Source organism: Pseudomonas sp. GW821-FHT07F01, assembly GCF_059418825.1.
The window spans coordinates 540380-560415 of the sequence record NZ_JBWKQO010000001.1; the positions used below are offsets into that span (position 1 = coordinate 540380).

17 protein-coding genes are annotated in these 20036 nt (G+C 66.2%); 9 read left to right on the top strand and 8 right to left on the bottom strand.

Annotated elements, in window-relative coordinates; translation table 11 throughout:
* Positions 1–167: 167 nt before the first annotated feature.
* From AC07R1_RS02530 to msrA, 6 genes are all read left to right on the top strand, one after another.
* The gene (locus AC07R1_RS02530) at positions 168–1445 is read left to right on the top strand and encodes a Zn-dependent hydrolase (protein WP_495110064.1); all 1278 of its coding nucleotides are present in this window, start codon (positions 168–170) and stop codon (positions 1443–1445) included.
* Between the two features lie 287 nt (positions 1446–1732).
* A complete protein-coding gene (locus tag AC07R1_RS02535) occupies positions 1733–2395 on the top strand; it encodes a hypothetical protein (protein WP_495110065.1) in 663 nt (220 codons plus the stop codon).
* A gap of 260 nt (positions 2396–2655) precedes the next feature.
* Positions 2656–3624, top strand: a complete 969-nt coding sequence (locus AC07R1_RS02540) for an aliphatic sulfonate ABC transporter substrate-binding protein (RefSeq protein WP_019093858.1) — start codon at positions 2656–2658, stop codon at positions 3622–3624.
* A 111-nt stretch (positions 3625–3735) separates the two neighbouring features.
* Positions 3736–5808: an ATP-binding cassette domain-containing protein gene (locus AC07R1_RS02545; RefSeq protein WP_495110066.1), complete on the top strand. Its 2073-nt coding sequence runs from the start codon at positions 3736–3738 to the stop codon at positions 5806–5808.
* Entirely contained in the window at positions 5805–6860 is a 1056-nt protein-coding gene (locus AC07R1_RS02550) for an ABC transporter substrate-binding protein (protein WP_495110067.1), read from the top strand. The genes AC07R1_RS02545 and AC07R1_RS02550 overlap by 4 nt, the downstream gene beginning before the upstream one ends.
* Positions 6857–7321, top strand: coding sequence for a peptide-methionine (S)-S-oxide reductase MsrA (msrA, locus tag AC07R1_RS02555; RefSeq protein WP_186355466.1), 465 nt, complete (start codon positions 6857–6859; stop codon positions 7319–7321). The genes AC07R1_RS02550 and msrA overlap by 4 nt, the downstream gene beginning before the upstream one ends.
* An 867-nt stretch (positions 7322–8188) precedes the next feature.
* Here msrA and AC07R1_RS02560 read toward each other — a convergent pair.
* The 4 genes from AC07R1_RS02560 to AC07R1_RS02575 all read right to left on the bottom strand — a co-directional run bounded on the left by AC07R1_RS02560 (position 8189) and on the right by AC07R1_RS02575 (position 14194).
* Positions 8189–9601 carry an efflux transporter outer membrane subunit gene (locus AC07R1_RS02560; protein ID WP_495110068.1) on the bottom strand — a complete coding sequence of 471 codons (1413 nt, stop codon included), beginning with the start codon at positions 9599–9601 and terminating at the stop codon, positions 8189–8191.
* A complete protein-coding gene (locus AC07R1_RS02565) occupies positions 9585–10751 on the bottom strand; it encodes an efflux RND transporter periplasmic adaptor subunit (RefSeq protein WP_495110069.1) in 1167 nt (388 codons plus the stop codon). Before AC07R1_RS02565 ends, AC07R1_RS02560 begins: the two co-directional genes overlap by 17 nt.
* The gene (locus AC07R1_RS02570) at positions 10741–13962 is read right to left on the bottom strand and encodes an efflux RND transporter permease subunit (RefSeq protein ID WP_495110070.1); all 3222 of its coding nucleotides are present in this window, start codon (positions 13960–13962) and stop codon (positions 10741–10743) included. The genes AC07R1_RS02565 and AC07R1_RS02570 overlap by 11 nt, the downstream gene beginning before the upstream one ends.
* Positions 13963–14032: 70 nt before the next feature.
* Complete coding sequence (locus AC07R1_RS02575; protein WP_346624170.1) at positions 14033–14194, bottom strand: hypothetical protein; 162 nt, start codon at positions 14192–14194, stop codon at positions 14033–14035.
* Here AC07R1_RS02575 and AC07R1_RS02580 point away from each other — a divergent pair.
* The 3 genes from AC07R1_RS02580 to AC07R1_RS02590 all read left to right on the top strand — a co-directional run bounded on the left by AC07R1_RS02580 (position 14193) and on the right by AC07R1_RS02590 (position 16180).
* Positions 14193–14597: a PA0061/PA0062 family lipoprotein gene (locus tag AC07R1_RS02580; RefSeq protein ID WP_125063738.1), complete on the top strand. Its 405-nt coding sequence runs from the start codon at positions 14193–14195 to the stop codon at positions 14595–14597. The genes AC07R1_RS02575 and AC07R1_RS02580 overlap by 2 nt on opposite strands.
* Before the next feature lie 32 nt (positions 14598–14629).
* On the top strand, positions 14630–15040 hold the full coding sequence (locus AC07R1_RS02585; RefSeq protein ID WP_495110071.1) for a PA0061/PA0062 family lipoprotein: 411 nt from the start codon (positions 14630–14632) through the stop codon (positions 15038–15040).
* Positions 15041–15163: 123 nt separating this feature from the next.
* The gene (locus AC07R1_RS02590; RefSeq protein ID WP_495110072.1) at positions 15164–16180 is read left to right on the top strand and encodes a PDDEXK nuclease domain-containing protein; all 1017 of its coding nucleotides are present in this window, start codon (positions 15164–15166) and stop codon (positions 16178–16180) included.
* 75 nt (positions 16181–16255) lie between these two features.
* On the opposite strand, the gene AC07R1_RS02595 is transcribed toward AC07R1_RS02590, so the two are convergent.
* From AC07R1_RS02595 to AC07R1_RS02610, 4 genes are all read right to left on the bottom strand, one after another.
* On the bottom strand, positions 16256–16627 hold the full coding sequence (locus AC07R1_RS02595) for a YkvA family protein (protein WP_225368752.1): 372 nt from the start codon (positions 16625–16627) through the stop codon (positions 16256–16258).
* A gap of 203 nt (positions 16628–16830) precedes the next feature.
* Entirely contained in the window at positions 16831–17658 is an 828-nt protein-coding gene (locus AC07R1_RS02600; protein WP_011060859.1) for a sulfite exporter TauE/SafE family protein, read from the bottom strand.
* Positions 17655–18932 (bottom strand): NAD(P)/FAD-dependent oxidoreductase, encoded by a 1278-nt coding sequence (locus AC07R1_RS02605; protein WP_053157919.1) that lies wholly within the window; start codon positions 18930–18932, stop codon positions 17655–17657. Before AC07R1_RS02605 ends, AC07R1_RS02600 begins: the two co-directional genes overlap by 4 nt.
* Positions 18933–18962: 30 nt before the next feature.
* Positions 18963–19847 carry an MBL fold metallo-hydrolase gene (locus AC07R1_RS02610; protein ID WP_011060861.1) on the bottom strand — a complete coding sequence of 295 codons (885 nt, stop codon included), beginning with the start codon at positions 19845–19847 and terminating at the stop codon, positions 18963–18965.
* Positions 19848–20036 lie beyond the last annotated feature (189 nt).

Below are 20036 nucleotides of genomic sequence, written 5' to 3' on the forward strand. Positions count from 1 at the left end.
CTTGCCAGCGAAGGCGTCGGCACGGGCGATGCACCTCTTGCGGGCCCCTTCGCCGGCAAGCGCAACGCCGCCCGGCCGGCTCCTACCGATTGTTGCTAGGCCGTTATCCCGGGCGTTGCGCCACGCATCCCCCGACAAAACCAGAAGAAACGCCTGAGGAAATCACCATGAACGCTGCCGTCGAGGTTCTGCAATCCAGCCATCAGCACATCAACCGCGACCGCCTGTGGCAGTCGCTCATGGAACTGGCCAGGCTCGGCGCCACGGTCAAGGGCGGGGTCTGTCGCCTGGCCCTGACCGACCTTGACCGCCAGGCCCGCGACCTGTTCGTGAAGTGGTGCGAGGAGGCCGGTTGCACGGTCACGGTGGATGGCATCGGCAACATCTTCGCCCGCCGCCCCGGGCGCAATCCGCACCTGCCACCGGTGATGACCGGCAGCCATATCGACACCCAGCCCACCGGCGGCAAGTTCGATGGCTGCTTTGGTGTGCTGGCCGGGGTGGAAGTGCTGCGCACCCTCAACGACCTCAAGCTGGAAACCGAGGCGCCCCTGGAAGTGGTGGTGTGGACCAACGAAGAAGGCTCGCGCTTTCCGCCGTGCATGATGGGCTCCGGGGTGTTCGCCGAAAAATTCACCCTGCAAGACACCCTGGCCAAGACCGACGTCGATGGCATCAGCGTCGGCGAGGCGCTGAACGCCATCGGCTACGCCGGCACGCGCCCGGTCAGCGGGCATCCGGTGGGCGCCTATTTCGAGGCGCACATCGAGCAAGGCCCGATCCTGGAAGATGAGCGCAAGACCATAGGCGTGGTGCTCGGCGCCCTCGGCCAGAAGTGGTTCGACCTCAAGCTGCGTGGCGTCGAGGCCCACGCCGGCCCGACCCCGATGCACCTGCGCAAGGATGCCCTGGTGGGCGCCGCCGCCGTGGTCGCGGCGGTCAACCGCGCGGCCCTCGGTCACCAGCCTCACGCCTGCGGCACCGTCGGCTGCCTGCAAGCCTACCCGGGTTCGCGCAACGTGATTCCGGGCGAGGTACGCATGACCCTGGACTTCCGCCACCTGGAGCCGGCGCGCCTGGACTCGATGATTGCCGAGGTGCGCCAGGTGATCGACAACACCTGCGAAGAACACGGCCTGAGCTTCGAACTGACCCCCACAGCGGACTTCCCGCCGCTGTACTTCGACCCGGTGTGCGTCGATGCGGTGCGCGGCGCCGCGCAGGGTTTGGGGTTGTCCCACATGGACATCGTCAGCGGTGCCGGGCATGACGCGATCTTCGTCGCCGAGCTGGGCCCGGCGGGGATGATCTTCGTGCCTTGCGAAGGTGGCATCAGCCACAACGAAATCGAGAACGCCGACCCCGACGACCTCGCCGCGGGCTGCGCGGTGCTGCTGCGCGCCATGCTCGCCGCCTCCCAGGCCATCGCCCAGCGCCAACCGTAGGAGCCGGCTTGCCGGCGAAGAGGCCCGCCAGATGTGCACCGCCGGTGCCGACGCCTTCGCTGGCAAGCCAGCTCCTACAGGGGGCTTGTGGTGTTTCCACAAGTCCTCCCACACCACCATTCCCGTAGGAGCCGGCTTGCCGGCGAAGAGGCCCGCAAGACATGTATCGCCCGTGCCGGCGCCTTCGCTGGCAAGCCAGCTCCTACAGGGGGCTTGTGGTGTTTCCACAAGTCCTCCCACACCGCCATTCCCGTAGGAGCCGGCTTGCCGGCGAAGAGGCCCGCAAGATGTGTATCGCCGGTGCCGACGCCTTCGCTGGCAAGCCAGTTCCTGCAAGGGGCATCGTGGTGGGCTTTGCCTGGCGTACACTGGCGAACTTTTCCCATGGGATGCCGAATATGCACAGGATGGTGCTCTGTCTGGCCCTGGCTCTGAGCCTCGGCGGTTGTATCGATTACAAATGGGGCCACGACTGGAAGGCCGACAGTCCGGGCGGCTGGCAAGACGCAAGCGTTGTCGGTTTCGACAAAGGCACGGCGTTCCAGCTGGCCTGCGGGGGCAGCCCACTCTATGTGAACGTGGAGACCCACGCCTCCCATCAACTTTTATCGCTGTTCTTCATCCCGTTGTTTTCCGCGTCGGACGATGACGGCCATGTATGGATCAGGGCCAGTCACCCCAGCCTGATGGCATGTGCTTCGCCTGCGCAAAACCCTCTGCTGCTGAAGCTGGACAACCGGCCCATTCAGGCAGTTGGCTTCTCGCGGCGTAGCGGCGAAGGCCTGTGCATCATCGACCTGGGCCCGCGCGAGTTGCAGGGCGAACAGCTGTCGATCGAGGTCAACCAGGCCTTGCTGCCCTGCGCAGTGGCGCCGATGACCCTGAAAAAGGACAGTTTCTTCTGCCTGCGGGCTACAAAGTTCGGCGGTTCGACACCGTGCGGTCGGTAGCCAAGAAGCAAGGCCCTGCGTACCGAACGCGGCCCGACCTTTCGCAGCCTCGCGGGCTCGGCAGCGGCTACAGGGTCTGTGGTGAGCTGGGTTTTTGTAGCCGCTGCCGCAGGCTGCGCACGCCCGGCACGGGCGTAGGGGGCAGGGCCGAGATAGAGCTGCCAGCCGAACCTAAGCTAATTCCTAAAAAGTATTTATTTTAGATTTGTTAGATCGATTAGCTTTTAGCGACTTTCCTGTCTCCCAGAAGGTTCGCCCCCATGCGCCTGCCCTTTGCTTTGCGTCGTAGCTTGTCGATCACCGCCCTGGCCGGCCTGGCGCTGGGCATGGCCCTCAATGCCCAGGCCGATACCGACCTGCGCATCGGCTACCAGAAATCCTCGACCCTGCTGGCCTTGCTCAAGGCCCAGGGCACCCTGGAAAAACAGTTGGCGGGGCAGGGCGTCAACATCACCTGGCACGAGTTCACCAGTGGCCTGCCGTTGGCGGAATCGCTGAATGTGGGCAATGTCGACATCAGCGCCGATGTCGCCGACACGGTGCCGGTCTTCGCCCAGGCCGCCGGGGCCCAGCTGACCTATTTCGCCAGCGAAACTCCCTCCCCGGCGGCCCAGTCCATCGTCATTCCCAAGGATTCGCCGCTCAAGTCCCTGGCCGACCTCAAGGGCAAGCGCATCGCCGTGACCAAGGCCGCCGGCAGCCACTACCTGCTGATTGCCGCCTTGCGCGAAGCGGGCTTGAGCTTCGCCGATATCCAGCCGGTGTACCTGACCCCGGCCGATGGCCGCGCGGCGCTGGAAACCGCCAAGGTCGATGCCTGGGTCACCTGGGAACCCTTTGTCGCCAGCGCCCAGCGCCAGCAGGGCGCGCGGGTGCTGCACGACGGCCAGGGGCTGGCCAGCTATCGCCGTTACTACCTGGCTTCCAACGACTACGCCAAGGCCCATCCCGAGGTGCTGCAGCAAGTGTTCGCCGAGCTGCAGAAGACCGGCACCTGGGTCAAGGCGCACCCGGCCGAGGCGGCAAAACTGCTGGGCCCTCTGTGGGGCAACCTGGATGTGCCGACGGTGGAACTGGCCAACAGCCGCCGCACCTACAAGGTAGAAGCGGTCAAGCCCGACGCCCTGGGCGAGCAGCAGAAAATCGCCGATGCCTTCTACCAGGAAAAGCTGTTGCCCAAGCCAGTGGATGCCCGGGCCGTGCAGTTGTGGAGCCCCAAATCCTTGTAGTGGGTCGTTAGGTCGCTTTCGCTTGTAGGAGCCGGCTTGCCGGCGAACAGGCCCCCCTTTTTCTTGTTCACCGCCGGCTACGCCATTCCGCGCCCGGCGTCAGGAGTTCCCGTGTCTGCCGTTCACCCCCAAGAGGCCTTTGCCGTCCCTGCCTCGTCCAGCCCGCCCGCGGTTAACGCCGACGTGGTGCTGGAATTGCGCCACCTGACCAAGCACTACGCCCGCCGCCGTGGCCAGTCCGCTCCGCCTGCGGTTGAGCAGGTCAGCCTCAAGGTGCGCCGTGGCGAGGTGCTGTGCCTGATGGGCACCTCCGGCAGCGGCAAGTCCACCTTGCTGCGCCATATCAACCGGTTGATCGAGCCCAGCAGCGGCGAGGTGCTGATCGACGGTTCGGCCATCAGCCAGCTTTCGGCCAGGGAACTGCGCACCCTGCGTTCGCGGCGCATCGGCATGGTGTTCCAGCACTTCGGCCTGCTGCCTCATCGCAGCGTGCGCGACAACGTCGCCTTGCCCCTGGAACTGCGCGGCGAACCCGAGGCCCTGCGCCATGCCGCAGCCGACGTGCAGTTGCACGCCATGGGCCTGGACGGCTGGGGCGAGCACTATCCCCACGAACTGTCCGGCGGCATGCAGCAGCGGGTCGGCCTGGCCCGGGCCCTGGTCAGCGAGCCGGACATCCTGCTGATGGACGAACCCTTCAGCGCCCTGGACCCGACCATCCGCCGCGACCTGCAAAGCCACTTTCTGCAGGTGGTGCGCGAGCGCGGCATCACCACCTTGCTGGTGACCCACGACCCGGCGGAAGCCCTGCGCCTGGCGGACCGCATCGCCGTGCTGCGCCACGGCCAGCTGATTCAGGTCGGCACGCCCGAGGAATTGCTGAAGCAGCCGGCGGATGCCGAAGTGGCGGACTTCTTCCAGGAACACGGCGCCCGCAGCGCCACGCCGGTGGCGACGATTGCCCCGCGCAAGAGCGCGACGACCCCGGCGCCGGTCAGCCCCGGACTGTCCTCTGCCCAGGCCCTGTTGCTGGGGCCCGCCGCCCTGGCCGCCAGCGGTCGCGGGGGCCTCTACTGGCTGGGCTTCGCCCTGGAACTGGGGGCGGCCGCAGCCTTGGGGCAGGGGCTGGCCACGGCCAGTTTCGCCTGGGCCGCCCTGGCGCTCATCGGCTTGCTGCTCAGCCGCCTGTTGAGCCTGGCCCTGGCCCGCCGCCCCAGCCGCCTGGGGCGTTCGGACTGGCGTCTGCCGTGGCTGGTGTTGCTGCTGTCCCAGGCCCTGGTGCTGTGGCGGGTGTTGGCCACCGATGCCTCTGGCCCCTGGCTGCAATTTCCCGCCGACCGGCAAGTGCTGCTGGGCACCGCCGCGGCCATCGATCAACTGATTGCCTGGTCCCAGGTGACGTTCGAAAGCACCTTCGTCGGCGTGATAGTCGCCGTGCGCACGGTGATCGAAAGCATCGAAAGCCTGCTGGGCTGGTTGCCCTGGCCGGTGCCGGCCCTGGCCCTGGTGCTGCTGGCCTGGCGCAGCGCCGGCGCCGCCCTGGCCCTGACCAGTGCCGCGGCCTTGCTCTACATCGGCCTGTTCGGTTTCTGGGAACGGACCATCGCCACCCTGGCCCTGGTGGGCTCCTCGGTGCTGATCTCGCTGTTGATCGGCGTGCCCGCCGGCATTCTCCTGGCCAAGCGCGCCCTGGCCCGGCGCCTGATCACTCCGCTCCTGGACGTGATGCAGACCTTGCCCACCTTCGTGTACCTGATCCCGGCGGTGGCGTTCTTCTCGGTGGGCAAGACCCCGGCGGTGATCGCCACGGTGATCTTCGCCCTGGCGCCGATGATCCGCCTCACCGCCCTGGGGATTCAGGAAGTGCCCAAGACCGCCGTCGAAGCAGCCCTGGCCCACGGCGCCACGCCGTGGCAGATCCTGACCAAGGTCGAACTGCCCCTGGCTGCGGGCTCCTTGCTGCTGGGGATCAACCAGACCCTGGTGATGAGCCTGTCGATGGTGGTGGTGGCGGCGCTGATCGGCGCCGGTGGCCTGGGCTACGACGTGATGACCGCGCTGCGCAACATCAAGGGCGGTGAGGGCATGTTGGCCGGCGCCGCGATCGTGTTCTGCGCGCTGATTCCCGACCGCATCATTCAAGCGACCCTGCGCCAGCGGGATCGCACATTGCATCAATCATGAGGTGTCCCTTGAACAAGTCGTTTACCCGTACCCTTGGCGCCGCCGCGCTGTTGTTGGGTTTGTCCCTGCCGGTGCTGGCCAAGGACAAGATCGTCATTGGCGAGCAGAACTGGACCGGCGCCATCGCCATCCAGAACATCCTTGGCGAAGTGATCAAGAGCCGCCTCGACGGCGAGGTTTCCTACCTCGCCGGTGACGTGCCGGTGCTGTTCGCCGCCGCCGCCAAGGGCGACGGCTCGGTGGACGTGCTCACCGATATCTGGCTGCCCAACCAGTCCGCCGCCTGGGCCAAATACGTCACCGGCGGCACCCGCTCGCTGGTGCCCAACAAGCAGCCGTACCTGGGGGTTCAGGGCTTCTACATCCCCGGCTACCTGCAAGACAAATACGGCGTGAAGTCGGTCTACGACCTGCAAAAGCCCGAAGTGGCGAAACTCTTCGAACCCCTGGGCGGCGGCAAGGCGCAACTGCTGGTGGGCCCGGCGGGTTGGGAATCGACCTACATCGGCGAGATCAAGGCCAAGGATTTCGGCTTTGCCGACAAATTCGAATCGGTGTCCACCGAAGCCTCGGTGACCTACGCCAAGCTTGCCGCGGCCTACAAGGCCCAGCGCGGCGTGGTGTTCTACGCCTACACCCCGGACTGGATCTTCTCCGCCTTCGACCTGCGCCGCCTGGATGAACCGGCGTTCGACGGCTACGCCCAGGACAACAAGAAGGGCGACCCGCTGTACAAGGCAGACGGCTGCTGGAAATTCATCAGCCCCACGGTGGATGCCGACTGGCTGAGCAAGAGCAAGATCACCTGCGCCTACCCGGATGCCCGGGTGTATGTCCTGGCGTCCACCGCCCTGCAAAAACGCGCACCGCGAATTGCCGCGTTCCTGGAGAACTTCAGCATCGAACCTCAGGCCCTGAACGACCTGATTCTCAAGATCGAAAAGGAACAGCAACCGGCGGCGCAGGCGGCCAAGGAATGGGTCGTGGCCCATCCGCAGATCGTTGATGGCTGGCTGGGTGCCAGCGGCGAGAAAGTGGGAGTGGCGCAATGAGTGGGGCGCCGGTGAACAGCCTCGAACAGGCGACCTTCGGCGCCGGGTGTTTCTGGGGCGCGGAAGCCGCGTTTCGGGCGCTGCCTGGGGTCGTGGACAGCCGCGTCGGCTACGCCGTGGAAGCGGCGGACGAAGCCTTGCAGATTGAAGTGGTGCAGGTGGATTTCGACCCGCAGGTGCTGGCGTATTCGACCCTGATCGAACACTTCTGGGGCTTGCACGATCCCACCTCGGTGGATCGCCAGGGCGAGCATGGCGGGGTGAAATATCGCTCGGCGATTTTCCACACCAACGCCGCGCAAGCCGAACAGGCGAGGGCGGCCAAGACCGCCCTGCAAGACTCCGGACGCCTCAACAAACCCGTGGCCACGGTGATCGTGCCCCTGGGTCGCTTCGACCTGGCGGATGAAGCGCACCAGCGTTACCTGGAGAAGAACGGCCTGAGCAGTTGCCACATCTGATCGTTTGCAGGTACGCAGGCTTTTGTAGGGGCTGGCCAGGTCGCTCAAGGGGGCTTCGGTGTCGAGGTAGAACACCGGGTGTTCGGTGTGGTGGGTGTGGTTGGGTTTTGATAGGGGACATATCCGTTGCTGCGGGTGTGGCCACTTATGGTTTCGCCCTTACGGCGAGTCCCTTTTTACAAACGCCTAAAAAGGAACCAAAAACGCTTGCCCCTCCATGGGCCCCTCGCTAAGGCTCGGGGTTCCCTCACTTCGGCATTGCTCCGGGGGCCGCCGCCAACCGGCCATCCCTGGCCGGGTGGCGGCTAGCTCGGCATCCCTGCCGAGCTGCCCCCTACGCAACGCCTACGCTCGGCCGGCTGGGAAGGGGCCTGAAGATCAAGATCAAGATCAAAAGCAAAAGCCAAGCGCGTTTTACGCGCTTTTCGTAGGAGCCGGCTTGCCGGCGAAAGGGCCCGTGAGACATGCAGCGCCTGGGCGGACGCTTTCGCTGGCAAGCCAGCTCCTACACGGGGGGCGCTACACGCCGCTCCAGCTCCAGCTCCAGGCCGGCCGGCAGGCCGCCGTCGCGCTCTTGATTTTGATCTTGATCTGAACGCCCCGTTAACCACGATGGCCGAACGCAGGCATTGAGCCGTGGCTAACCCGGCAGGGATGCCGGGTTAGCCGCCCCAGGCCATGGATGGCCTGGGGCGGCGGCCCACGGATCAATGCCGGAGTGAGGGCATGCCGAGCCTAGGCGAGGCACCGAGTGGAGGGGCAGAGCGTTTTGCTTACTTTTGCGCTTTTCAAAAGTGAGCCGCTGTAAGAGCGGAACCAATATCCGCCACACCCGCAGCAACGGATATGTACACCCTCCTCAAAAACTCACCCGTTCCACCCCCCACCCAACGCCACCACCAACCCCACACTGGCCTGCAACTCTCTTGTCTGCACCGCCTGCAACCCCCGCTGGGCCTGCAAGGCTGCGGTCTGCGCCGTCACCACATCCAGGTAGCTGACGGCACCTGCCTGATAGCTGTTCATGGCCAAGGTCTGCGTGTGCTGGGCAGCATTCACCGCCGCCTGTTGGTCCAGCGCTTCCTGGTGCAAATCCCGCAGTTGCCCCAGGTTATCCTCCACCTCGCGCACCGCCCGCAGCACTTGCCCACGGTAATGGGCGGCGGCCTCTTCGAACTCGGCGTGGGCCTGGCGCTCATTGGCGCTCAGCCGGCCGCCGTCAAAAATCGGCAGGTTCACCAACGGCCCCAGGGCCCAATAACGATTGCCCGCGGCCAGCAGGTTGCCCACGCCCTGGGTCTGGCCACCGAGCATGCCGGTCAGGCTGAAATCCGGGTACCAGGCGGCGCGGGCGATGCCGATGCCGGCATTGGCGGCGTAGACCCGGCGTTCGGCGGCGGCAATGTCCGGCCTTCGTTGCAGCAGGGTGCTGGGCAGTTGCCGGGGAATGCTCGGCAGGCTCAAGAGTTGCGCAGAGGGCGCCAGGTGGAATTGGCTGGCCGGCTCGCCCACCAGTTCGCCGATGGCGTGTTCGGTGAGGTTGCGCTGGGCGCGCACTTCGTCCAGTTCGGCTTCGGCGCTGGCCAGTTGGCTCTGGGCCCGGGTCAGGTCCAGTTCCGAGGCGATCTGCCCCTGGTAGCGGTCGCGGGTCAGTTGCAGGGCCTGGGCGTAATCCTCCAGGGAGTGGCTGAGGATGCGGCTCTGGGCGTCCAGGCCATTGAGTTGCACATACAGGCTCGCCAATTGTTTTTGCAGGCTCAGGCGCGCCGCTGCCAAGTCGTCACCGGAGGCTTGGGCCTGGGCGTCTCCGGCCGCCGCTTGATTGCGAATCCGCCCCCAGAGGTCGAGGTCCAAGCCCAGGGCAAAACCGGCGGTGTTGCTGTTGTATACCGAAGGCTGGGTGCTGCCGCGCAGCGGGCGGCTGTCCGACTGACGCTGGCGCAACGGCTGGGCGCTGGCGCTGATCTGCGGGAACAGCCCGGCCTGCAGCTGGCTGGCGTAGGCCTGGGCGCCGTCATAGTGAGCCAGGGCCGCGGCGAGGTCCGGGTTGGCCTGGAGCAGGCGCTGTTGCAGGTCGTTGAGACGCGGGTCCTGGTACAACAGCCACCATTGCTCGGCGATCATCTGGGGCGTGGCGGCCGGGTGCCAGGGGCCGTCGGCGTTCTGTTCACGATACTGCGCCGGCAGGTCGATGGGCGGCACCTGGTAGTGGGGCGCCAGGGAGCAGCCGTGCAGGGCCAGCAACAGCAGGGCGGCGAGGGGCTTAAGCCTTGGGCGCATGTTCGCCTCCCGCGTCCGCCAGTTGCACCCGATCACCTTCGCGCAGGGCGTCCGGCGGGTTGTCGATGACCTGGTCGGTTGCTTGCAGGCCCTGGTCGATCACCAGCCGCTCGCCCAGGTCCAGGCCAATATGGATGCTGCGCAGGTGTACGTGGCGGGAACCGTCGATCACCGCCACCTGGGTGCCCTGGGCGCGGAAGATCAGGGCGCTGGCGGGGATGCTCACACCGTGGGTGTCGGCAGGGATGGCCAGTGTGGCTTCGGCATAGTCGCCGGGCATCAGCGCGCCGTCCGGGTTGGCGGCGACGAACTGCGCCAGCAGGGTGCCGGAGCGTGGGTCGATGGCGGTGGAGTCGCCCAGCAGTAGCGCGCTGAAGTGCTGGCCAGGGTGCTCGGGCACGGTCAGCTGCGCTTGCAGACCAGGGTGGATCACGCTGGCGTAGTTCTGCGGAATCGGCACGTAGAGCCGCAGTTTGTGGGTGTCCGCCAGGTCGAACAGCTCCGGGTCGCTGTCGTTGTCGGCCTTGATCAACTGGCCGATATCGGTGTGGCGGGCGGTGATGGTGCCGGCGAACGGCGCACGAATGGTCTTGTAGTCCTCCAGCGCCGAGAGCCGCGCATAGTCGGCGGCGGCCGCCTCGGCATTGGCTTTGGCGGCGGCTGCGTTGGAGGTCTTTTCATCGGCTTCCTGGCGCGATACCGAGTGGCTGGCCAAGAGGTTCTGCCAGCGCTCGGCGGTGGTCTGGGCCAGCCGGGCATTGGCTTGCTGCTGGGTCATCCGCGCCCGGGCCTGGGCCACTTGCTGGTCCAGGTCGGGGCTGTCGATATGGGCCAGTACCTGCCCGGCGGCCACGTGGGTGCCTATGTCCTGGGTCCAGTCCTCGAGGTAGCCGCTGACCCGGGCATGGATCGGCGCCTTGCTCCAGGCCTCCAGGTGCGCCGGCAGGCGCAGGGTGTCGCCCAGCACGTTGTGCTGCGGCTGGAACACCAGCACCTGCGGCACGGCAGCGGTTTCGGTCCAGGCAACGACGGCCCGTTCATGCCGGGTGCGCGCGGCCAGGCCGCTGGCCACCAGCAGGGCAGCCAGGCTCAGGCCGCCGATGCCCAGCAGCATCAGGCGTTTGCGCGAAGGGGTGTGATCAGGCGACATGGGTGTTTTCTCCAGCAACAGCGGATTGGGGACGGCGGCCGTGGACCAGGCTGAAGACCACGGGGACAAAGATCAGGGTGGCCACGGTGGCGAGGATCAGCCCGCCGATCACCGCGCGGCCCAGTGGGGCGTTCTGTTCCTCGGACAGGGCCAGGGGCAGCATGCCGATGATCATCGCCAGGGCGGTCATGCACACCGGGCGAAAGCGCGTGTAGCCGGCTTCCAGCGCGGCCTTGAGGGCATCGCCGTGTTCCGCCAGGCGCTCGCGGCAAAAACTCACCACCAGGATCGAGTTGGCGGTGGCCACCCCCATGCACAGGATGGCCCCGGTCAGCGCCGGCACCGACAGCGAGGTGCCACTCAAGAACAGCATCCACACGATCCCGGCCAGGGCTGCCGGCAGCGCGGTGATGATCACGAACGGATCGACCCAGGACTGGAAGTTGACCACGATCAGCAGGTAGATCAGTACCACCGCACCCAGCAGGCCCAGGCTCAGGCCGCTGAAGGCTTCGTGCAGGGCGTCGATCTGCCCGTGCAGGCTGACCGTGGAGCCCTTGGGCCGCAGGGCCGCAGCGTCGTCCAGAACCTTTTGCATGTCGTGGGCCACGGCGCCCAGGTCGCGGCCCTGCACGTTGGCGTACAGGTCCAGGGTCGGCTGGATGTTGTAGTGGCTGACCACCGCCGGGCTCTCGACCCGAGAGATGTCCGCCAGGCCGCCGAGGATCTGCGACTGGCCGTTGCTGCCGGTGACCGGCAGCGCCTCCAGGGCCGGCAGGCTGTCCAGGCGGTACTGCGGGGTAGCCGCGACGATGGAATAGGACACGCCGTTCTTCGGGTTGAGCCAGAAGGTCGGCGCCACCTGGGAACTGCCGGCCAAGGACGCCACCATGCTGTTGGTCACGTCACGCTCGGTGATGCCCAGGCCATTGGCCCGCAGGCGATCGACCTTGACCTGCAAGGACGGGTAGCCGGTGGACTGCTGGATGCGCAGGTCGGCGATGCCCGGCACATGCTGCAGGCGCCGTTGCAGTTGCAGGGCGAAGGCGCGGTTGGCCGCGGCGTCGGGCCCGGAGATTTTCACGTCCAGGGGGGCCGGGGCGCCGAAGTTGAGGATCTGGCTGCTGATGTCTGCCGGCAGGAAGGCGAACTGGCTGCCGGGGAAGCTTTCCGGCAAGGCTTCACGCAGCTGTTTTACATAGTCGGCGCTGGGGGCGTGGCCGGGTTTGAGGGTGACCTGGATATCACCGTCCTGGGGGCCGATGGTGCCGCTGTTGCTGTAGGCCATGTCGATGCCGCTCAAGGGGATGCCGATGTTGTCGATGATGCTGTCCAGTTGCTCGGCCGGGATCACTTCGCGAATCCGCGCTTCGATGCGGTCGAAGGCCGCCGCGCTTTCCTCGATCCGCGTGCCCAGGGGCAGCCGCACGTGCAGGGCCAGGGCCCCGGCGTCGGTGGCGGGGAAGAAGTCCTGGCCCAGGCTCGGCAGCAGGGCGAAGGAGGCCAGCACGCAAGCCAAGAAGCCGAGGATGAAGGTCTTGCGCCGGCCCAGGGCCAGGTGCAGCAGGCCGTGGTAGGTGTCGCGCACGCTGGAGAAACGCGCCTCGAAACCCTGTTGAAAGGCCAATAGCCCGCGCACCAGGGCATTGCGCGGCTTGGCATGCTGTTCGCCTTCGTGATGGTTGATGAAGGCATCTTCCGGGTGATGCCCCGGACCTGCTTCCGGCGTATGGGGCTTGAGCAGGTAAATGGCCAGTGTGGGCACCAGGGTCCGCGAGAGGATGAACGAGCTGGCCATGGCGAAGATCACCGCCAGGGCCATGGGCCGGAACAGGTAGCCGGCGATGCCCTGCAACAGGAACATCGGCACGAAGACGATACAGATGCACAGCAGCGAGACGAAGGCCGGGCCGACGATCTGCTTGGCGCCGTCAAGGATCGCCACCTTCACCGCCTTGCCCTGCTCCAGGTGCCAGTTGATGTTCTCGATGGTCACGGTGGCGTCGTCCACCAGGATCCCCACCGCCAGGGCCAGGCCGCCCAGGGTCATCACATTCAGGGTCTGGCCGCTGAGCGCCAGCAGGGCAATGGCCGAGAGCACCGCCAGGGGAATCGAGGCGGCGATGATCAGTGTGGAGCGCCAGCTGCCGAGGAACAGCAGGATCATCGCGCTGGTCAGCAGGGCGGCGATGATGCCTTCCTGGGCCACGCTGCCCACCGACTGCTTGACGAACACCGAGGCGTCCCCCAGCAGTGAGGTCTTCAGCGCTGGCGGCAGGGTCTCATTGATGCGCGGCAGCATCTGACGGATGCCGTCGACGATCGACAGGGTGGAGATATTGCCGTTCTTCAGGGCCGGCATCAGCACCGCGCGGCGTCCGTCGACCCGCACGATGTTGGTCTGCGGCGGCGAGCCGTCGCGCACGTGGGCCACCTGGCCGATGGTGATCAGCGCGCCGTCCACGGTCTTGATCGGCAGGTCGTTGAGCTCCTCGATGGCGGTCGGGCTGTTGTTCAGCAGCACCGTGTATTCATCGCTGCCCAGCTTGGCGGTGCCCACCGGGATGATCTGGTTCTGCGCCGCCAGGGCATTGCCCACGTCCTGGGCCGACAGGCCCTTGGCGGCCAGGGCTTGCGGGTCCAGGTCGAGGGTGATCTGGCGCTGCTTGCCGCCCATGGGGGTGGGCATGGCCAGGCCGGGCAGGGAGCTCAGGGGCAGGCGGATGTTGTTCTGCACCAGGTCGCGGATCTTCGCCTCCGACAGGGTCGGGCTGGAAAACGCCATCTGCAGGATCGGCACCGTCGAGGCGCTGTAGTTGAGGATCAGCGGCGGGGTGATGCCCGGCGGCATCTGCTTGAGCACGGTTTGTGACACCGCGGTCACCTGGGCGTTGGCGGTGCGGATATCGACCCCGGGCTGGAAGAAGATCTTGACGATGCCCATGCCCGGCAGCGACTGCGACTCGATGTGCTCGATGTCGTTGACCGTGGTGCTCAGGGAGCGCTCGTAGGTGTAGATCACCCGCCCGGCCATGGCGTCCGGCGACAGGCCGTTGTACTGCCAGACCACCGCCACCACCGGGATGCCGATATCCGGGAACACGTCGGTGGGGGTACGCAGGGCCGCCAGGGGCCCGATGATGCAGATGAATATCGCCAGCACGATGAACGTGTAGGGCTTGAGCAGTGCGGTCTTGACCAGCCCGAGCATGCCGAAAACCTCCGAGGGAGTGGGGTTGCAAACCTCGGCAGCCTGCAGCGACCCACCTAACACGCGGCTTTCAGCCAAGTGAAGGAAGTTTTAGGTAAGGCCTGTATTTCCTTTCATGTGGATTCATTTGTTCTCGCACCGGGGCCTCGACAAGCTTGGTGGCCATCGGCGCAGGGGATTTTTCCCGGGCTTGCGCCGCACTCATGACTGTCATTTGCGAGGTTTCTTCCATGTCCCTCAAACCCTTGTTGCTGCTGCCGGGCCTGGGCCTGGTGTGCCTGCTTTCGGCCTGTGCCGGGCCGCTGCCCAAGGCCGATCCGCAGCAGGCCTGGATCGATCTTGCTCCGGAGTCGCCCAACGACTTGCTGGCCGACAGCGTCGATGGCAAGCGCCTGAACGATGGCCGCTACTTCCAGGTCAGCCCCGGCCAGCACCGCTTGCAGATGGCCTTGCTGCAAGGGGCCAACGGCAACTCGGCGCAACCCGAGTGCCTGGGGCGCCTGGACTATGCCGGGTTCCAGGCGGGGGGCCATTACCGACTGGTGGAGTCCAGCCAGGGCCAGGACGTCAGCGCCGAGCTGCTGGACGCCCAGGGCCGGCAGGTGGCCCAGAGCCGGCCGTTCAGTTGCCTGTAGGGCTTTTTTTTCCATTGCCAAGGTAGATTTTCATGACACTCAAACCGCTGCTGCTGATACCCGTCCTGGGCCTCGCGTGCCTGCTCGGCGCTTGCGCCGGGCCCATGCCCCGGCCCAATCCCAGCGAGGCCTGGATCGGCCTGCAGGAAGAGGCGCCCAACGACCTGATGGCCGAACGGGTGGACGGGCAGAAGATCGACGATGGTCGCTATTTCCAGGTCAAGCCCGGTGCTCACCGCCTGGACGTGACCCTGTTTGAAGAGAACGTCGGCGACTCCAACCAGCAAGACTGCGACGGCCACATCAGCTACGGCGGCTTCAAGGCCGGGGAGCATTACACACTGGTGGAGTCGAGCCTGGGGAGCGAGGTGTCGGCGCGCCTGTATGACGCCAAGGGCAAGCAGGTAGCCAGTACCCACGACTTCAATTGCATGCCCGGCTGACGGGGCTGTTTACCGCGCTCAAACAAGGACATTTCGCTCACCACAAAGAGACGGGCCTGACTTCAGGCCCATGGCGAGCCACGGGATGATAGGGGCCTGTCTCCCAGCAAGCGGGCGAGCGTCATGAAGCAAGAGGCTGAAGCGGCGATCTCTTCCACCGAAGTGGCATTTGGCGAAGTGGCGCAAATGATCACCGCCGCGCGGCAGCGGGCAGTGCGCGCGGTGAATACTGAACTGGTGGAGCTGTATTGGCAGGTCGGGGCCTATATCAGCCGCAAGATCGAGGCGGCGGAGTGGGGTGATGGCGTGGTCCGGCAATTGGCGGATTACCTGGCGCGGCAGCAGCCGGGCCTGCGGGGTTTTACCCGGGCAAACCTGTTTCGCATGCGCCAGTTTTATGAGGCCTATCGTGCTGACGAGAAAGTCGCACCACTGGTGCGACAATTGTCCTGGAGCCACCATCTGGTGGTGATGGGACAGAGCAAAGGGCCCAGTGAACGTGAGTTCTACCTGCGCTTGGCGGTCCAGGAACAATGGTCACGCAGAGAACTGGAACGGCAGATCAAATCCGCGCTGTTCGAACGCACGCTGACCCGCCCGGCCAATGCCTCGGCAACCTTGAAGCAGGCCCGTCCCGAGGCCCTGAAGGTCTTCAAGGATGCCTACATGGTGGAGTTTCTCGACCTCGCCCAGGGGCATGGCGAAGCCGACCTGCACCAGGGGCTGGTGCGCCAACTCAAGGATTTCCTGGTCGAGATGGGGCGCGACTTCTGCTTTGTCGCTTCAGGCTATCCGCTGCAGGTTGGCGGGCGCGATTTCGCCCTGGACCTGCTGCTGTTCCATCGCGGGTTGAATTGCCTGGTGGCCGTTGAACTCAAGGTCGGGCGCTTCGAGCCGGAGTACCTGGGCAAGCTGGACTTCTACCTGGAGGCCCTGGATCGCCAGGTGCGCAAGCCCCACGAGAACCCTGCCCTGGGCGTGTTGCTCTGTGCCAGCAAGGAGGACGAGGTGGTGGAATATGCCCTCAACCGTTCCCTGTCACCGGCGCTGATCGCCGAGTACCGGACCCAACTGCCGGACAAGCAACTGCTGCAGGCCAAGTTGCAGGAGTTCTATGCCCTGGACACCCAGGCGCGGTGAGTCGGGTGGCCATGGTGTCGGGGGCGCTGCACTGCCTTGGTGAGTCGAATGCCCAGCCTGGCGCCGACCTCTGGCTCATTCCGACTCGCTGCCGAACCAGTCGGCCAGGCGCGCGCTGGCTTGTTCCCGCACCTCGGCGTTGATGTGGGCGGCCACTGTCACCACTGAGCCGGTCAGTAGTCCAAGGTCATCGACGTACCCGGCCCCGGGGATCAGGTCGGGGATGATGTCCAGCGGCAGCACGAAGTAACCCAGGGCGGCATAGATGGTGGTCTTGGCCCAGATCGGGGTTTGCGGCCGTTGCGCGGCGTAGTAGAGCCATAGGGCTTTCTGGATCAAGGCCCGGCCGATGCGCGAGGCGTAGCGGCCGATCTTGCGCCAGAAACAGAGTTCAAGGGACTGGGCGGTGGACATGGCGCACTCCTGGGGGACATGGGTCCAGGTCATGGTCGCCACCCGAGCGCTGGACCGGCAGAGGCCAATATTTCCCCGGTCGTTCTCAGCGTAGGAGCCGGCTTGCCGGCGAAAGGGCCGGACCAGGCGCCGTGAATCTTGCGTCAGGACAACGGCGCCTGTGAGCACGCCTTCGCTGGCAAGCCAGCTCCTACGGGGGGCGTACACGGTGCTGCAGGAGCCGGCTGGCGAAGGGGTCAAGGGGCAATCAGCCCCAGGGCGCCGCCGGCCAGCAGCAGGGCAGCGAGGATCCCGGTGATGGCGAACAGCTGTTGCAACCGCGGGCCGGCCAGGTGGCTGGCTACCTGGCGTCCCAGCACCAGCCCCAGGACCGCCCCCAGGGCAAAGGGCGCGCCCACCGCCCAGTGCATGATCCCGCTGAGGCTGGCGGTGACCACGCTGCCCAGGGAGACCAGGGCGATCACCGCCAGTGAGGTGGCGACGATGCTCTTGCTGTCCAGGTTGGTGTAGCGGCTCAGGGCCGGGATGATGACGAAGCCGCCACCCACCCCCAGCAGCCCGGAAAGCAGCCCCGAGAGCATCCCGGTGAAGGTCAGCGCCCGGGCGCAGGGCAGGGTCCAGCGCAGGCGGCCCTGGGCCGGGTTGAGCACGCAGGGCATGAAGGCCGGGCGCGGCGCCGGCTGGCCCTGTTTCAGTTCCAGGCTGGCCTTGCGCAGGATGCGCCCGCAGGCGTACAGCAGCACCAGGGAGAACAGCAGCGCCAACGGCAGGTTGGGTAGGCGGTGGGCCAGCCACAGGCCCAGCGGCGCCATGAGGATGCCGATGCCGGCCACGAACCCCGCCGCGCGGTAGCGCACGATGCCCTGGCGCAACCCCAGCACCGCGCCGACGCTGGCTGCCAGGCCCACCGCCAGCAGGCCGATGGGGGCAGCCTCGACCATGCTCAGGCCCAGGCCGAAGACCAGGAGCGGCACGGCGAGGATGCCGCCACCGGCCCCGGTCAGGGCCAGGATCGCACCAATGATCGCCCCCAGCCCGGCGCCCAGAAGACTGTGTTCGCTCATGCTTTCGGGGTGTCCGTGGCCAGGGTCGGGTGGGCCAGCCATTCGTGGCCCTTGAGCATGCCGCGCCAGTACAGCGGTGGCAGGATCCGTTCCTTCAGCCACCAGGCGCGACGGGTTGGCTGGCGCCCGTCCAGCAGCCAGCGCGGGAAACTCGGTGCCAGCTTGCCGCCATAGGTGAATTCGGCGAGGACGATCTTGCCCCGTTCCACGGTCAGCGGGCAGGAACCGTAGCCGTCGTATTCGGCCAGGCGGGTCAGGCGCTTGAGGGCCACCAGCACATTGTTGGCCACCACCGGTGCCTGTTTGCGTGCCGCTGCGGCGGTCTTGGCATTGCTGGTATTGGTGGCGTCCCCCAGGCCGTGGATGTTCACGTAGCGCTTGTGGCGCAGGCTGCCCGGGTCGACGTCGATCCAGCCGGCGGCGTCCGCCAGGGGGCTCTGGCGGATGAAGTCCGGGGCGCACTGGGGAGGCACCACGTGCAGCATATCGAAGGCCCGTTCCAATGTTTCCTGGCGGCCATCGGCCAGGGTGCGGACAAAGGTCGCGCGTTTGGCCGGGCCGTTCACCGCCACCAGGTTATGGCCGAAATCCAGTTCGATGGCGTATTTCTTCACGTATTCCATCAGCGCCGGCACGTAGTCGGCGACGCCGAACAGCACACCGCCGGCATTCAGGAAGCGCGGCTTGATCTGCCCCAGGCGGCCGTGGCGCAGCCAGTGGTCGCAGGACAGGTACATGGCCTTTTGTGGCGCTCCGGCGCACTTGATCGGCATCGGCGGCTGGCTGAACAGCGCCTCGCCCTGTTGCAGTTGCTGCACCAGTTGCCAGGTGTAGGGCGCCAAGTCGTAGCGGTAGTTGGAGGTCACGCCGTGGTTGCCCAGGGCCTGGGGCAGGCCGTCGATGGCGGCCCAGTCGAGCTTGAGCCCGGGGCAGACGATCAGTTGGTCATAGGCCAGCACCCGGCCGTCCTCCAGCACGAGGGCGTTGTGTTCCGGGTCGAAGCGGCTGACCGCGTCCTGGATCCACTTGACCCCTTGGGGCATCAGCTCGGCCATGGCGCGCTCGGTGGACTGGGCGCTGAATACTCCGGCGCCCACCAGGGTCCAGCCGGGTTGGTAATAGTGGTGCCGGGCAGGGTCGATGAGTGCCACGTCCAGGTGTGGATCGCGGGTCAAGAGGCTGGCAGCAACGGCGATGCCGGCGGCACCGCCACCGACGATCAGCACCTGGTGGCTGCCGTCGACAGTGGGCAGGGCCGGGTTGAAGGGGCGCATGGCAAGGTCTCCGTGTGGAGTAGGTAATAGTTATAGGGTGTTCAGGGGAATCTTCAGGTAGCTCACGCCGTTGTCCTCGGGCTCGGGGAAGTGCCCGCTGCGCATGTTGACCTGCACTGAAGGCAGGATCAGCACCGGCATGTCCAGGGTCGCGTCGCGAGCTTCGCGCATGGCCACGAAGCTGTCTTCGTCGACCCCCTGGTGAATGTGGATGTTGTTGGCGCGCTGCTCGGCGACGGTGGTCATGTACTGCAGCTCGCGGCCGTTGGGCAGGTAGTCGTGGCACATGAACAGCCGGGTGCTGGGGGGCAGGGCGAGGATCTTGCCGATCGAGCGGTACAGGGTCCGCGCGTCGGCCCCGGGGAAGTCGCAGCGGGCGGTGCCGTAGTCGGGCATGAACAGGGTGTCGCCGACAAAGGCCAGGGTTTCGTCGCCGACCTGCACCAGGTAGGTCATGCAGGCCGGGGTATGCCCCGGGGTGTGCATGGCCCGCGCGGTGAGGCCGCCGATGGCGAATTCGGCGCCGTCTTCGAGCAGCACGTCGAACTGGCTGCCGTCCCGGGCAAAGGCCGGGGCTTCGTTGAACAGCGCGCCGAAGGTCTTCTGCACCCGGGTGATCTGGTTGCCGATGGCCACCTGGGCCCCGAGCTGCGCCTTGAGGTAGGCGGCGGCCGACAGGTGGTCGGCATGCACATGGGTTTCCAGGATCCAGTCGACCCGGGCGTCCAGCTCTTTCACCCGGGCGATCAGGCGATCGGCGGACTCGGTGTGGGTGCGGCCGGATTTCGGGTCGTAGTCCAGCACGCTGTCGATCAATGCGCAGTGGCGGCTGGCCAGGTCCATCACCAGGTAGCTGATAGTCCAGGTATGGCTGTCGAAAAAGGCTTCTACACGCAGCGTGTCGCTGATGATCATGGGGCACTCCAGGCAATGAAGGTGAGGGCAGTCTGCGCTGACGCTCGTTTCTTGAAGTGTCAATAAGCGTGCCAACCCGAAACGGCGTCGTTTGGCGCCTGTTCATTGGTCTAGACGCTTTTTCAACCCCTTGGTGATGTGTTGTCGCCAGGACTGTCACCCGGGGTTGGCAGTCATTTGGCAGTTGCT

Coding starts and splice junctions, on each gene's coding strand:
- AC07R1_RS02530 (WP_495110064.1), top strand. CDS start 168: ATGAACGCTGCCGTCGAGGTTCTGCAATCCAGCCATCAGCACATCAAC.
- AC07R1_RS02535 (WP_495110065.1), top strand. CDS start 1,733: ATGTGTATCGCCGGTGCCGACGCCTTCGCTGGCAAGCCAGTTCCTGCA.
- AC07R1_RS02540 (WP_019093858.1), top strand. CDS start 2,656: ATGCGCCTGCCCTTTGCTTTGCGTCGTAGCTTGTCGATCACCGCCCTG.
- AC07R1_RS02550 (WP_495110067.1), top strand. CDS start 5,805: ATGAGGTGTCCCTTGAACAAGTCGTTTACCCGTACCCTTGGCGCCGCC.
- msrA (WP_186355466.1), top strand. CDS start 6,857: ATGAGTGGGGCGCCGGTGAACAGCCTCGAACAGGCGACCTTCGGCGCC.
- AC07R1_RS02560 (WP_495110068.1), bottom strand. CDS start 9,601: ATGCGCCCAAGGCTTAAGCCCCTCGCCGCCCTGCTGTTGCTGGCCCTG.
- AC07R1_RS02565 (WP_495110069.1), bottom strand. CDS start 10,751: ATGTCGCCTGATCACACCCCTTCGCGCAAACGCCTGATGCTGCTGGGC.
- AC07R1_RS02570 (WP_495110070.1), bottom strand. CDS start 13,962: ATGCTCGGGCTGGTCAAGACCGCACTGCTCAAGCCCTACACGTTCATC.
- AC07R1_RS02580 (WP_125063738.1), top strand. CDS start 14,193: ATGTCCCTCAAACCCTTGTTGCTGCTGCCGGGCCTGGGCCTGGTGTGC.
- AC07R1_RS02575 (WP_346624170.1), bottom strand. CDS start 14,194: ATGGAAGAAACCTCGCAAATGACAGTCATGAGTGCGGCGCAAGCCCGG.
- AC07R1_RS02585 (WP_495110071.1), top strand. CDS start 14,630: ATGACACTCAAACCGCTGCTGCTGATACCCGTCCTGGGCCTCGCGTGC.
- AC07R1_RS02590 (WP_495110072.1), top strand. CDS start 15,164: ATGAAGCAAGAGGCTGAAGCGGCGATCTCTTCCACCGAAGTGGCATTT.
- AC07R1_RS02595 (WP_225368752.1), bottom strand. CDS start 16,627: ATGACCTGGACCCATGTCCCCCAGGAGTGCGCCATGTCCACCGCCCAG.
- AC07R1_RS02600 (WP_011060859.1), bottom strand. CDS start 17,658: ATGAGCGAACACAGTCTTCTGGGCGCCGGGCTGGGGGCGATCATTGGT.
- AC07R1_RS02605 (WP_053157919.1), bottom strand. CDS start 18,932: ATGCGCCCCTTCAACCCGGCCCTGCCCACTGTCGACGGCAGCCACCAG.
- AC07R1_RS02610 (WP_011060861.1), bottom strand. CDS start 19,847: ATGATCATCAGCGACACGCTGCGTGTAGAAGCCTTTTTCGACAGCCAT.